The organism is Microcoleus sp. S13_C3, from assembly GCF_036700905.1.
Lineage (GTDB): Bacteria > Cyanobacteriota > Cyanobacteriia > Cyanobacteriales > Microcoleaceae > Microcoleus.
Genome location: NZ_JAUBPT010000024.1, coordinates 32,763 through 45,906, shown reverse-complemented (window position 1 = coordinate 45,906; position 13,144 = coordinate 32,763). Strand labels below are relative to the sequence as shown.

Sequence of the window (13,144 nt, the reverse complement as noted above, 5' to 3'; positions counted from 1 at the left end):
GTAGAGTGTGTCGCTGTGGGATATTCGATGGAATTTATAGGTTTGAGATGGCGACGCACCTGACTGACTCTCGCGGTGCGTCGCTGCGAGATTGTCGATTTGATTTGTAGATTGTTCAATGCGACGCAGCCTACCATTAGTACGCGGAAACTAGGACGAGGAAGAAACCGAAGCTACCGCAACCCGAAAACCGAGGTGCCTGCTGCGATGGACCGCCCAATTCCTGCCACGATAGGCACTACGGCAATAGACCGTATTGCAGTTCCAGGCACCAGCACGCAGCACTCGGTTATTATCTGTTCCAGTTTCCCAAGAACTTCCATCAGTCGGTGCGCCGTTATAATTACCATGCCATTTATCGCTGCACCATTCCCAAACATTCCCGTGCATATCATACAAACCAAACGGATTCGGCGGAAAACTCCCCACATCCGTTGTTTGTTTGCGGTAAAGTCCCTTCGGCGCAGCACCGTAGGGATAATTGCCATCATAATTAACTAAATTTGGGGTAATTGTTTCGCCAAAATAGAAAGGCGTTGTAGTTCCGGCGCGACAAGCATATTCCCATTCGGATTCCGAAGGTAAGCGATAAATCTTGCCGGTTTTTTGAGAAATTTTCTGGCACAATTCCAGAGCATTATTCCAGCTTACTTGTTCTACAGGACGTTTCAAACCTTTGATATCAGAAGGGTTATTTCCCATCACTACTTCCCACTGTTCTTGAGTAATGGGATATTTACCCATAAAAAAAGGAGAGATATTAACAGTACGCTGCGGCCCTTCATTGTTACTTCGCCCTGCTTCCGTATTGGGGGAACCCATCACGAAACTGCCACCAGGAATTGCTACCATGTCTAAGATTGCACCGCTACCTAAATTTTCACTAAAAAATTGTGCTTGACAGCGTTGACGGCTACTTATATTACCCCGCACCTCAACTGTTACCGGGTCAAAGTCAAACCTTTTTAAAGTCTGTATAAAATTTGGTGTTGACTGACGTTGAAAATCTCTTAAAACTTCCTCGGCTGATTGATAGCGGTGCTGGATATCTTTTGCCAACAACTTAGATAAAATCAAGTCCAATCGCTTATCTATGGGACTTTTCAAATGTTGCTGCCAATTTCCTGTCCAACTATAACCTTGATCCACCCACAAATCAAAAGGATATAGCCCCGTCAGTAGATGAAAAGCCGTCGCCCCCAAGCTAAACAAATCGCTGGCTGGATAAGCTTCACCCCCTTTCATTTGTTCAAATGGTGAATAACCAGGCGTACCAATTTGCGTTCCCAGTCTCGACATCGCTGTTCCCGACAACTGTTTGGAAACTCCGAAATCAATCAGCATTAATACACCGTCGCTGCGACGGCGCATAATATTCTGAGGATTGATATCTCGGTGAATAATTTTTTGTTCGTGAATAAAGTTGAGAACAGGTAGAAGTTCGAGTAATAGTTGCTTAACTTGGTTTTCTGGCCAAATTCCTTGATTTTGGAAAAGGTTTAACAAATTGTCCCCATCGACAAACTGTTGTACGAGATACAGATAGTTGTCTTGTTCAAAATAGGCATCTAGTGATGGAATTTGGGGATGTTGTCCTAGCTGTTGTAGTTGTTTGGCTTCTTGCTGAAATAATTCTACCGCTTTGTTAATCGCCCAAGTTCCCTGGACATTTGGTGCTAATTGTTTAACGACACAGGGTTGATTTAGTCTATCAATATCTTCTGCTAAATAGGTTCGACCGAAGCCACCTTGACCGAGGAGTTTGATCGTGCGGAAACGATTTCGCAGGATGGGTACGAGTTGAAGGCCACAACTGATGCAATAGGTTTGCCCGTCAGGGTTTTGAGGATTGGGGCAGTCGGGATTGATACAGCAAATCATTTATTTTATGAATGATATTGTTCATATTATATAGAGGGATTGGGTGATTGACACGGCGATTGATTGGGGGATTGACACGGAAATAGAAACGGCGATTGAAATCGCTTCTACACACACAAAGTCCGCCTTCGCGGACTCAAGAAATGCACCCCGCGTCGGCGGGTTTCGTATGTATAGACGCGGTTTCAACCGCCGGGTTTTTCTTAACCCGCGAAGGCGGGTTTCGTCTGTGTAGACGCGGTTTCAACCGCCGTGTGTATGAGCCATTAACCCGCGAAGGCGGGTTTCGTCTGTGTAGACGGGGTTTCAACCGCCCTTTGTATGGAATGCGATTAGGCAGATGCAATCCGACGCTCGATCGCATTATAGAATCGATCGCCCATCTCACTCATCGCCACCTCAATTAACACTTGATTGTCAGCAGTCACAACCCGCAAAGGTGATTCCGGACAGCAAACTAAACCTATTTTCTGCCACATTTTTGTCAAATGTTCTTGCAGGTAAGCTTCCCAAATTTCTTGATTTTTCGGTGCGACTGAAACTACAATGCAGTTGCCCATTTCACCAAACAAAATTTCATCCCAGCGGCTGACATTTGCGGAGTTGAAACTGAGATGAATTTCCGCACCCATTTTAGCAGAAATACAAGATTCCGCGAGGGCGATCGCAATTCCACCTTCCGCACAATCATGGGCAGAACCTACCCAACCTTGCCGAATTCCATCGCGACAAACCGATTGCACTTTTCTTTCTAACTCAAAATCTATCCTTGGCGGTTTCCCAGCTACAATCCCGTGAATAGCCGCTAAATATTCCGAACATCCCAAAGTAGGAGAAGTTGTGATTTTTGAGCTTTCAGATAGCGAAGATTCACCCAAATCCATCCCTGTATCCGTGTCATCCTCCGTGTCGTGCGCTTGGGAATTTTCAGATAGCAAAGATTCACCCAAATCCATCCGTGTATCCGTGTCATCATCCGTGTCGTGCCGCCCCATTCCCAGCACATAAATTAAATCACCTTTCTTTAGCCAAGCTTGGCCAGCAAGCCTCGTCAAATCGGGAATTAACCCCACCATTCCGATTACCGGAGTCGGATAAATTGGTTGAGGATTACCCTCAGCATCAACCGTTTCATTGTAAAGAGAAACATTCCCCCCAGTCACAGGCGTTCCCAACTCCCGACAAGCATCAGCAATCCCGCGACAAGCTGACGCTAACTGCCAATATCCGATCGGCTTTTCGGGACTGCCAAAATTCAAATTATCCGTAACTGCCAGAGGTTCAGCGCCCACACAACTTAAATTTCTCGCTGCTTCCGCTACGACTGCTTTTGCACCTTCATAAGGATCGAGATAAACATAACGAGAATTGCAATCAACCGTTGCAGCAACTCCGGGAATAACCCCTTGCTGCGGCACTTCCTTCTTGCTAAGGGGGGGAGAAAGTTTTGGAGTTTCCCTACCTTGTGCCTTTGTAAATAGAGGAATTACCTCTTCTTCCTGTTTGCTTTCAGAAACTTCAGAAACAGCATCTTCTCTCTTTAGCCCCCCCTTAGCAAGGGGGGGTTGGGGGGGTTCTTCCAGCCCATTAGCAAGGGAAGAGTGGCAGGGTTCTAGCGGACGCAATCTGACAACCGCAGCATCAGCGCCTCCCGGTAAAACAACAGTATTGTTTTGCACTTGATGGTCGTATTGGCGATAAACCCAGCGTTTAGAAGCGATGGTGGGAGTATCTAAAAGCGTCAGCAAAATCTGATTCCAAGTTTGGAAATTGCCGTTAATTTCGATACCTTTAACTGTGGATTGTGGCAGGGAATCCGCTGTCCACTCCCATGCTTTTTTAGCATATTCTGGCGGTTCTGTCAACAGTTCTCGGTGATAAATTGGCGTATTATCTGCCAAAGCAGTCGCGGTAATTTCGGCAGCGATTTCGCCTTTAAATAGAATTCGGACGATCGGCTCTTCGATGACTGTCCCCGCTACTACCGCGTGCAATCCCCATCTGTGGAAAATATCGATTAATTCCTGTTCGCGTCCTTTTTGGGCAACAAACAACATCCGTTCTTGGGATTCCGAAAGCAGGTATTCGTAGGGAATCATGCCGCTTTCTCGAACTGGAACTTTGTCTAAATCGAATTCAATGCCAACGCCACCTTTGGCTGCCATTTCTGATGTGGAACAGGTGATTCCGGCCGCGCCCATGTCTTGGGCGGCGACGACGGCACCGGTTTTGAATGCTTCTAAACAAGCTTCAATTAAGGATTTTTCTAAAAATGGATCTCCTACTTGGACTGCGGGGCGATCGTCCATTGATTTGTCTGTCAATTCTGTACTGGCAAAACTTGCTCCTCCCATGCCATCTCTGCCAGTAGTTGAACCGACATAAAGCACAGGATTTCCGATGCCGGATGCCCCAGATTTTACGATTTCTTGAGTTTCCATTAAACCCAAAGCCATGACGTTAACTAATGGGTTGCCGGAATAAGCAGGATCGAAATAAACTTCGCCGCCAACTGTGGGTACTCCGATGCAATTTCCATAATGGGAAATTCCTGATACTACGCCTTTGAACAATCTCTGAGTTTTCGCATCGTCTAAGTTGCCGAAACGTAGGGAATTTAAAAGTGCGATCGGGCGTGCACCCATTGTGAAGATATCACGGAGAATCCCGCCGACACCGGTTGCTGCACCTTGGAAAGGTTCGACTGCTGACGGGTGGTTGTGGGATTCTATTTTGAAGGCGAGTTGCAAGCCGTCCCCCAAGTCTACGACGCCGGCATTTTCTCCGGGCCCGACGAGAATTCGATCGCCCTCTGTGGGAAACTGTTTTAATAGTGGCCGCGAATTTTTGTAACAGCAGTGTTCGCTCCACATGACGCCGAACATTCCCAATTCAGCTTTATTAGGATGGCGGCCAAGACGCTGAACGATTTCTTCATATTCTTCAGGTGTGAGTCTTTCACCGGCAATTTGTTCCGGGGAAAATGGGGATTCGGAGATGGGAGACATGGAAACTCGTTATAAACCACAGGCTTTATTCTAAATGCCCTGCGGTTGCTTAATCTAAAATCTATAATCTAAAATCTACAATCCCAAGCTTTTGGGTTGTGAATCTAAAATCTAAAATCTAAAATCTAAAATCGAATGACTTTACCTCGAAATCTCAATTTTGCTAACCAAAACTTGCGGAACCGTTCTTTTAAAGGGCTTGACTTGTCAGGGGCGAATTTCAGCGGTTCCGACATTCGAGGCTGCAATTTCACCGGGGCGATTTTGAGGGGGGCAAATTTTCAGGGTGTCAGAACCGGACAAAGCCGCAGGCGGGTAAGAAATTTGATTGCTAGGGCTGGGGTGACAGCGGTGACAGTGACGGCGGCTGGCGCTTTGACGGGACTGATAGCCGGGGCGGATGCGGGGGCTGTGGCTGTGGCTGGAACCGCTGCGACGGCGATTGCTGCGACTCGGTGCGAGGCTGGGATTGTGGCGGGGGCCGTGGCTGGGGCTGCTGCTGCGATCGGCGCTAGCGGTATTGTGACATTTTTGGGCGGAGATACTCTCAGGGGAATTGTCTTGTTTTTGGTTTCTGGGGTAATTCTTGGGTTAACTGCGATCGGCTTTTTTATTGCTGTTGAAGAAATAGAAAAATTATCGATAACGTCGTTTAGAAAAGCTGATTTAACTGATGCTGTATTCGATCCGGGAGCGGTTCTAGATGCCGATTTTTCCGATGCGCGAGGAGTGCCGTGGTAGACTACACAATTACTGATTTTTTTGATTTTTTACCGAAAGCATCCAGGATACAAGCCCCCGGATTCATCCGTCCAGAAATAAAAAACCTGTATCCGATGAAACTTGCCCCCCAAAATTTATTCGTGGGGTGAATGCTTCAAATCTAAAATCTAAAATCTAAAATCTAAAATCTAAAATCGATTGACCCATTCCCGGAATTCTCGCACTGCTGTGGTTGCGCCTGTAGTTTGACAGCGATCGATAAATTCGTCAACTTTTGCAGTCGGTAGCATCGGGAAAGCCCGGGAAAAATTGCACTCGGCATATTCGCCATTTTGCAATTGATAAAACTTGATGGTTCGTCCGTCGTACCGCCAAATTTCTGGTACGCCTAAATCTGCATATAAATCGAATTGATTTAAGGAACTGCTGGTAATATCGATTTCTAGTGCTAAATCTGGCGGCGGATCTTGAGCAAAGTCTAATTCTGTTCTCCCTCTGACCAGTGCTTCATTCTGGATATAATAGCATGAATCTGGTTCTTTCCCCGCTGCTTTTCTGCGTTTTTTAATCGTCATCGATCCAAAGGGGTTGTACTCTAGATTGAGTTCTTCTATGAGAGTTACAATTAAGCGATCGATCAGCCTGTTGCGATTTTCATGTTCGGGTAGCGGCACCATAATTTCTAATTGACCTTGATGATAAGCAATTCTGGTGGAACGTTTGTTGCCCAGTTCCCCTAGGAGGCTTTCATATAACTGCCAACTGATATTGGGGAGTAAAATTCGCTGTTCGGGGGGCGTTGATATTGTTAGCATTTTACTTTGGTTTTAAAGCTTGAGTATATTTTAGTTTATCTTTTTGTTTTGCGAACAGCACAAAAAGTATCTGCCGACAGCTACGGTCATGCGCTACTCTAGTTAATAATAGACTGTGGTCATTAGTCCTGGTTGTATGAAATTGCGATCGTTCTTTTCTTTCCTCATTGCTGGCGTCTTGGCACTCTTAGGCTTGAGTGCCGGTGGTTTTTACTGGCTGACAACTCAAACTCCCCTGAATTTGCTCGCCGGCGGGCCGACAACTACTCCTGCTGCGGCTGTGTTTGTCTCGAAACAAGCACCTTTGTTAGCTTCAATGCTGGTAAATCCCGATCGCCTCGAAGCATTGCGACAAGTTTTTGCCAATCCCGAAGAAAGAAGTCGATCGCACGCAGAATTTGAGCAAATCAAAAAAAGTCTCCTCGGCAATACAGGCGTGGATTACAGTCGAGATATCCAACCTTGGATAGGTGACGAAATTACCCTCGCCGTCACAAACCCAGATTTCGATGGCGACAGCAGCAACGGCAAACAAGCCGGGTTTTTGGTGGCAGTTTCCTCCCAAAAGGTTGATCGCAGCCAAAAATTTCTCGACTCCTACTGGCGCCAACAATCTCGTGGCGATAAAACAGTGCAGTCGGAAATATATAAAGGCGTGAGAATTAATTATAAACAAGCACCCATAGCCCAGAAAAAATCTGCTTCGCTTTCGCCTTTTAACCCGTTTTCTCTGCCGACTTCAAAGTTGCCATCCAGCTTCGCAACAGCAGCCATCGGCGGTAATTTAAATTCTGGGAATAACCAAAGTTTTGTTTTATTTTCCAATAGCCCGATTGTGATTCGAGATGCAATTAATAACGTTGAATCAGCTAACCTAAATCTCAACAATACCCCGGAATATCAAAAAGCTTTGCAGCAGCTAACTCAAGGCAGAATCGCTTTAGCATTTGTCAATCTCCCGCAATCAGCAACCGAGCAAAATCCCCAAGTTTCTCTTAATTCCCTCGCAGTTGCTGTCGGAGTCAACCGACGGGGATTGCTGGCTCAAACTGCTTTAGTGACATCGCGAGAAAACACAGCTTCTCCAACACTCTCCGAACCTGTGCAAGCCTTGCAATACATTCCCTCAGCGAGCCCTTTCGCGGTCGCCAGCACCGACTTAAGGAATTTTTGGGCTGATTTGTCATCGGCGGTTTCCACTAACGCTGAAGTCTCAAATTTAGTCGATCGCACCCTCGCAGATATTCAGCAAGTTTGGGGCGTCAACCTGCAGCAGGATATATTTGACTGGGTACAAGGAGAATACGCTTTAGCAGTGCTTCCGAATTCGTCAAATAGTGCCGATTGGATTTTCGCAGCCGAAAAATCTGCTGATTCCCAAAAGGCGATCGACAAACTCGATGAAATTGCCCGCAGCAAAGAATACAGCATCGGCAGCTTCACTCTCAGAAACCAGAAAATTACCGCTTGGACGCAGTTGACAACGAACCCCAATTATGGTAAAGAAAATAATAGAAAAAGTGCGATCGAAACCGAGGCCAAAGGAGTCCGAGCCACCGTCGGCAAATACGAAATTTTCACCACTTCAGTAGAAGCAATGGACGCAGCACTAGAAGCAGCAGAAACAGGCTCTTTAGTTGCCAATCAAGATTTTCAAACCAGCATTGAACCGCTACCGCCATCTAACGACGGCTATTTTTATTTAGACTGGCCCTCCAGCAGGGCAATTTGGGAAAAACAAATCCCGCTGTTGAGGTTAATTGAACTTTCGGCAAGACCATTGTTCGACCACTTGCGATCGCTCACTGTCACCAGTACGGGAGAAATAACAGGAATTCGCAAAGCTACTATATTTATGCGGCTGAATTAGTCAGTAGTCAGTAGTCAGTAGTCAGTAGTCAGTAGTCATTAGTCAGTAGTCAGTAGTCATTAGTCATTAGTCATTAGTCATTAGTCATTAGTCCTTAGTCATTAGTCATTAGTCATTAGTCATTAGTCATTAGTCATTAGTCATTAGTCATTAGTGGGAGCATCTCATATTTGTAAAAATACTTCTTGTGGCTCCTTCCTTCTTGTGGCTCCTTCCTTCTTCCTCTTTCCTTCTTCCTCTTTCCTTCTTCCTCTTTCCTTCTTCCTCCTGCCTCCTGCCTCCTGCCTCAAAACTCCAATTTCTAGCTTGGCCGCAAAGGTGAGATGCTCCCTCAGTAGTCAGTAGTCATTAGTCATTAGTCATTAGTCATTAGTCAGAAGGAAGAAGAAAAACAAGACACTATGCCCAATTCCCCATTCCCAATAACTAAGGACTAATGACTACTGACTAAGGACTAAGGACTAAGGACTAAGGACTAATAACTACTGGCTGCTTCACCTTTTTCGGTTGCCCAAAATAAGCTTGAAATACCTCTTTGGCGATCGGGGCTGCAGCAACAGAACCAAAACCGCCATTTTCCACAATCACGGCGATCGCAATTTCCGGCTTCTGGGCGGGCCCGAAGGCGACATACAAAGAGTGATCTTCCTGTCCAATGACCTCCGAAGTCCCTGTTTTGCCCGCCGTCAGCGGAATCGTACCGTCATTCATCCCCTGTCCCGTACCCTCGGCAACTACCGCGATCAGTCCTTCCTTAACTACCTGAATTGTTGAAGGTTTCATCCCCGTATGTACCCCTTGAGTCTCCGGTGTGCCGGTCATAGAAGTCAAAAGATGAGGCTTCACGCGATAGCCCCCATTAGCGATCGAACTCACCATCACCGCCGCCTCCAAAGGAGTCACCAACACCAACCCCTGACCGATCGACATCGTTACGGTATCACCCGCATACCAAGGTTCTTTATAAAGTTTCTCCTTCTCCTCCGGCGTCGGGATTTGACCGTGAGCGCCGCCGCCTAGCCCCAAAAGATTCAAATCCGTATCCTTGCCAATTCCCAAGCGGTGTCCCCACTTAGCAATTTGCTCCGGCCCGGTACTAATCCCCACTTGATAAAAAAACGTATTGCTGCTGAAAGCCAAAGCCTCCCGAAAGCCGATGTCGCCGTAACCGCCGCTGTGTTCGTTAAAATCAATTCCCCCCACAGTAATGTAAGACGAAGTACCCAGAATTGAGTCCGGCGAAAATTTGCCCGACTCCAAGCCCGCGACGGAAGTCACAATTTTAAACGTGCTGCCGGGGGGATAGCCTTGCATGGCCCGATTCAAAAATGGATCTTCCTGCTCTTGAAGAGTTTCCCACTCACCCTTAGTGATTTTTCGCGTAAACAGATTGGGGTCAAAAGTCGGGTGGCTGGCCATAACTAATACCGCCCCGGTTTTGACATCCAGCGCCACTACTGCTCCCCGGCGATTCCCCAGGGCTTTTTCGGCTGCTTTTTGCATGGACAAGTCTATGGTTAGCTGCACCGCCTCACCGGGTTTGGGCGGTGTCTCTCCCATCAGCCGTAATTCTTGATTTTGGGCATTTACCTCGATCAGCCGATCGCCCCAAACTCCGGCAATCTTCTGGTTAGAGCTCGCTTCTATGCCCATTTGACCGACAATCATCCCCATCGGATATTCGGGATGAGCTTTCAAGTCTGCTGCGGTAGCTTCGCCAATATATCCGAGCACGTGAGCCGCCAAACTGCCTTCGGGATAGTAGCGGTTCGCTTCTGGCCGGACTTCCACTCCCCGTATTTGTCCCACCTGTTCTGCTAGCGGCACAAACACCTCTGGCGGCATTGCTTGCTTGAGCCGCACCGGTCTGTAGGATAGAGGATCGACCTCTTTTATTTTTTTTAAAATTTCTTCGACCGGGATTTTAAGCAGCGGGCTCAACTTTTCTGCTGTCGCTTTCCACTCTTCCGGCGTTTGTTCTTTCGGCCACAAATATACCGATCGAGCTAAATTGTTTGCCGCTAGCAACTTGCCTTTGCGATCGATAATGTGTCCGCGATTCGCCGGCATGGGCACTAGGCGAACGCGATTGTTTTCGGCTCGTTCCCGGTGTTGCTTCCCTTGTATCAGTTGCAATTCCACCAGCCGACTAGCGTGCAGGCCCAGCAAACCTGTTGCCACCAGCATTAACACGATCGCCCGGTGTATCGGGCGATCGTGTTTCTTAGGAGTTTCCCCCAGGCTTTTGTCAGAAGAGTGAAATGCTGAGATCGAATAAACTTGTCGTTGCATCATTCTATAGGTAGATGTCAAATCCTAGATTTTAGGTTTCTGATTGTCAATTGTGAAGTATACATCATCAAACCGGGCCCAATCTGGGCTTGACCTTTGGGGGAAGCGGAATGATTGATAATTTTTTGACTAACAACTAATAACTCATCACTCATGACTCATCACTCATGACTGCTGACGGTTGACTAATCCCCCAAGCACCAAGAAATAGCCAGCAAAATCAAGGCCAGGCTCAGCCAATTAGGGAGGTGAAGCCAGCCAGATAGACCTATAGGTAACAATACCAAGGCCTGTGTCAATAGGGAACCGATCGCCAACAGCAAGGCTAGGAGTATCAAATTTATCATCTTGACACCGTACAATTTCGGATATGAGTCGATCGCCTGTGGCAGAAATCCGAGTGGCACAAGCGAGCGCGATCGTACAGGGATTGTCCTGATAGACATAAGGAAGAGAAGCGAGGAGGTTTTGAACTAATTTAAAAAAAATTATTCTTCCTCCCGAATTTCGATTCTAGGGGCTGCGATGGGTAAATTCTGAGTTGTGATGTTAAGTTGTGAGCGAGGAGTATTGCCATGTTGTTTAATCAGGGAGCCAAGTTCAAAAACGGTGCGCTCTTGGCTGCGATCGCTGCGATCGCCGCCCTACCAGTTTTAGCAGAAACAGTCAATTTCGGCACTTTAACTTTATCGCGAGGTTTTGCAGCCCCAACAGCAGTTTTGAGAGGTTCCACAGGCGGATCGTACTCTCTATCTGCCATAGCCAACGCCGATCGCCACAAAAACAAATGTTTGGGTTTTGCCACCCCAACTCCCGACCACATCATAGTCTTGCAGCAAAACTTTTCAAAACTCACACTCCAAGTCAACAGCGGAGGCAAGGACACCACCTTACTCGTACAAGGCCCCGGTAATGCGGTGCGCTGCGGAGACGATATAGGTCAGAATAAAGATGCTGGCATACTTGATTCTGACTGGCAAGCAGGCTCTTACAGGATTTGGGTAGGTACTCTCGAACCCGGAGTCAAGTCTAACTATACAATCTCAGTACAGGAATAGTCAGTAGTCAGTTGTCAGTAGTCAGTAGTCAGTTGTCAGTTGTCAGTTGTCAGTTGTCAGTTGTCAGTTGTCAGTAGTTATTAGTTATTGGTTATTTGTTGTCAGTTCCAATGCCCCATGCCCCATGCCCAATGCCCAATGCCCCATGCCCCATGCCCCATGCCCCATGCCCCATGCCCCATGCCCCATGCCCCATGCCCCATGCCCCATGCCCCAATTTCCCCAATCTCCCACTACCCAATCTCCCGATCGACCGCTCACTTCCGCCATCAAGTAAAATGTAAAATCGAAAGTGGCGTGTTTAACCAAAATAGGTAACTCCGAAAGTGCTAAAGACTCTTAGAGCTGACTTCAGTATAATTTTCGACCGCGACCCTGCAGCTCGCAACTGGCTGGAAGTTTTGTTTTGCTACCCCGGTCTTCAGGCCCTAGTGCTGCACCGCCTCGCACACTGGCTTTATGTGTTGGGGCTTCCCTTCATCCCCCGCTTGATTTCCCACATTGCTCGCTTTTTGACCGGAATTGAAATCCACCCAGGGGCAACCATCGGCAAAAGCGTATTCATCGACCACGGTATGGGGGTTGTGATCGGCGAAACAGCCATTATCGGCGATTTTGCCCTAATTTATCAAGGTGTCACCCTGGGCGGAACTGGCAAACAAAGCGGCAAGCGTCACCCTACCGTGGGTGAAAATGTAGTTGTCGGTGCCGGCGCCAAGGTACTGGGCAATCTGCAAATTGGGAATAACGTCCGCATCGGCGCAGGTTCCGTCGTGCTCCGCGACGTACCATCTGACTGTACAGTGGTAGGGATTCCCGGCCGCATCGTCTATCGATCGGGAGTGCGCGTCAATCCCCTCGAACACGGCAGTTTGCCGGATTCGGAAGCTGTGGTAATTCGCTCTTTGCTCGATCGTATCGAGTCCCTCGAACAGCAAGTAAAAAGTTTGCTTCCTCAAGCATCTGTCTCCTTAACTTCTGTTCCCAATTCCCATAATTTCCACTCAGTATCAGAATCTTTAAACCAAGCCAGCAATGTAGCCGTAGCCGAAAAAACACAGCTAGTTACAACCCCTAGCTGCAAGTTAAAAGATAAAGCAATTCAAGAATTTTTTGACGGCACCGGCATCTAAAATTTGAATTGGGCATTGGGCAATGGGCAATGGGCATTGGGCAATGGGCATTGGGCAATGGGCATTGGGCATTGGGCATTGGGCATTGGGCATTGGGCATTGGGCATTGGGCATTGGGCAATGGGCATTGGGCATTGGGCATTGGGCATTGGGCATTGGGCAATGGGCAATGGGCATTGGGCATGGGTGAATGTTAACTGTTAAGTGATGACTAATAACTAATGACTAATGACTAATGACTACTGACTAATGACTAATAACTAATGACTAATGACTACTGACTAATGACTAATGACTAATGACTAATGACTACTGACTAATGACTAATAACTAATGACTAATGACTACTGACTAATGACTAATG

The 13,144-nt window shown here is 47.2% G+C and carries 12 protein-coding genes; 5 read left to right on the top strand and 7 right to left on the bottom strand.

Annotation, left to right across the window (positions count from 1 at the left end):
- Positions 1-150 precede the first annotated feature (150 nt).
- Together QUA16_RS09630 and purL are read right to left on the bottom strand one after the other, a co-directional pair.
- Complete coding sequence (locus QUA16_RS09630; RefSeq protein WP_333106500.1) at positions 151-1,881, bottom strand: bifunctional serine/threonine-protein kinase/formylglycine-generating enzyme family protein; 1,731 nt, start codon at positions 1,879-1,881, stop codon at positions 151-153.
- Positions 1,882-2,213: 332 nt separating this feature from the next.
- Entirely contained in the window at positions 2,214-4,889 is a 2,676-nt protein-coding gene (gene purL, locus QUA16_RS09625) for a phosphoribosylformylglycinamidine synthase subunit PurL (protein ID WP_333106501.1), read from the bottom strand.
- Positions 4,890-5,024: 135 nt separating this feature from the next.
- On the opposite strand from purL, the gene QUA16_RS09620 reads away from it, so the two are divergent.
- Entirely contained in the window at positions 5,025-5,630 is a 606-nt protein-coding gene (locus tag QUA16_RS09620; RefSeq protein ID WP_333106502.1) for a pentapeptide repeat-containing protein, read from the top strand.
- 170 nt (positions 5,631-5,800) lie between these two features.
- On the opposite strand, the gene QUA16_RS09615 is transcribed toward QUA16_RS09620, so the two are convergent.
- Complete coding sequence (locus tag QUA16_RS09615) at positions 5,801-6,427, bottom strand: Uma2 family endonuclease (protein ID WP_333106504.1); 627 nt, start codon at positions 6,425-6,427, stop codon at positions 5,801-5,803.
- Positions 6,428-6,542: 115 nt separating this feature from the next.
- Here QUA16_RS09615 and QUA16_RS09610 point away from each other — a divergent pair, with 115 nt between their 5' ends.
- On the top strand, positions 6,543-8,297 hold the full coding sequence (locus QUA16_RS09610) for a DUF3352 domain-containing protein (RefSeq protein WP_333181112.1): 1,755 nt from the start codon (positions 6,543-6,545) through the stop codon (positions 8,295-8,297).
- Between the two features lie 164 nt (positions 8,298-8,461).
- Here QUA16_RS09610 and QUA16_RS09605 read toward each other — a convergent pair whose 3' ends face one another.
- The 3 genes from QUA16_RS09605 to QUA16_RS09595 all read right to left on the bottom strand — a co-directional run bounded on the left by QUA16_RS09605 (position 8,462) and on the right by QUA16_RS09595 (position 11,035).
- On the bottom strand, positions 8,462-8,587 hold the full coding sequence (locus tag QUA16_RS09605) for a hypothetical protein (RefSeq protein WP_333106506.1): 126 nt from the start codon (positions 8,585-8,587) through the stop codon (positions 8,462-8,464).
- 178 nt (positions 8,588-8,765) lie between these two features.
- Entirely contained in the window at positions 8,766-10,592 is a 1,827-nt protein-coding gene (gene mrdA, locus QUA16_RS09600) for a penicillin-binding protein 2 (protein ID WP_333106510.1), read from the bottom strand.
- Between the two features lie 182 nt (positions 10,593-10,774).
- Positions 10,775-11,035 carry a hypothetical protein gene (locus QUA16_RS09595; protein ID WP_333181111.1) on the bottom strand — a complete coding sequence of 87 codons (261 nt, stop codon included), beginning with the start codon at positions 11,033-11,035 and terminating at the stop codon, positions 10,775-10,777.
- Between the two features lie 129 nt (positions 11,036-11,164).
- Between QUA16_RS09595 and QUA16_RS09590 the strand changes: the two genes are divergently transcribed.
- Positions 11,165-11,647: a hypothetical protein gene (locus tag QUA16_RS09590; protein ID WP_333106508.1), complete on the top strand. Its 483-nt coding sequence runs from the start codon at positions 11,165-11,167 to the stop codon at positions 11,645-11,647.
- Between the two features lie 84 nt (positions 11,648-11,731).
- Here the strand turns inward: QUA16_RS09590 and QUA16_RS09585 are convergent, their stop codons facing one another.
- On the bottom strand, positions 11,732-11,956 hold the full coding sequence (locus QUA16_RS09585) for a hypothetical protein (RefSeq protein ID WP_333181110.1): 225 nt from the start codon (positions 11,954-11,956) through the stop codon (positions 11,732-11,734).
- 17 nt (positions 11,957-11,973) lie between these two features.
- On the opposite strand from QUA16_RS09585, the gene cysE reads away from it, so the two are divergent.
- Complete coding sequence (gene cysE, locus QUA16_RS09580) at positions 11,974-12,780, top strand: serine O-acetyltransferase (RefSeq protein ID WP_333105929.1); 807 nt, start codon at positions 11,974-11,976, stop codon at positions 12,778-12,780.
- Positions 12,781-12,783: 3 nt separating this feature from the next.
- Positions 12,784-12,984: a hypothetical protein gene (locus tag QUA16_RS09575; RefSeq protein WP_333105930.1), complete on the top strand. Its 201-nt coding sequence runs from the start codon at positions 12,784-12,786 to the stop codon at positions 12,982-12,984.
- The last annotated feature ends 160 nt before the right edge of the window (positions 12,985-13,144 follow it).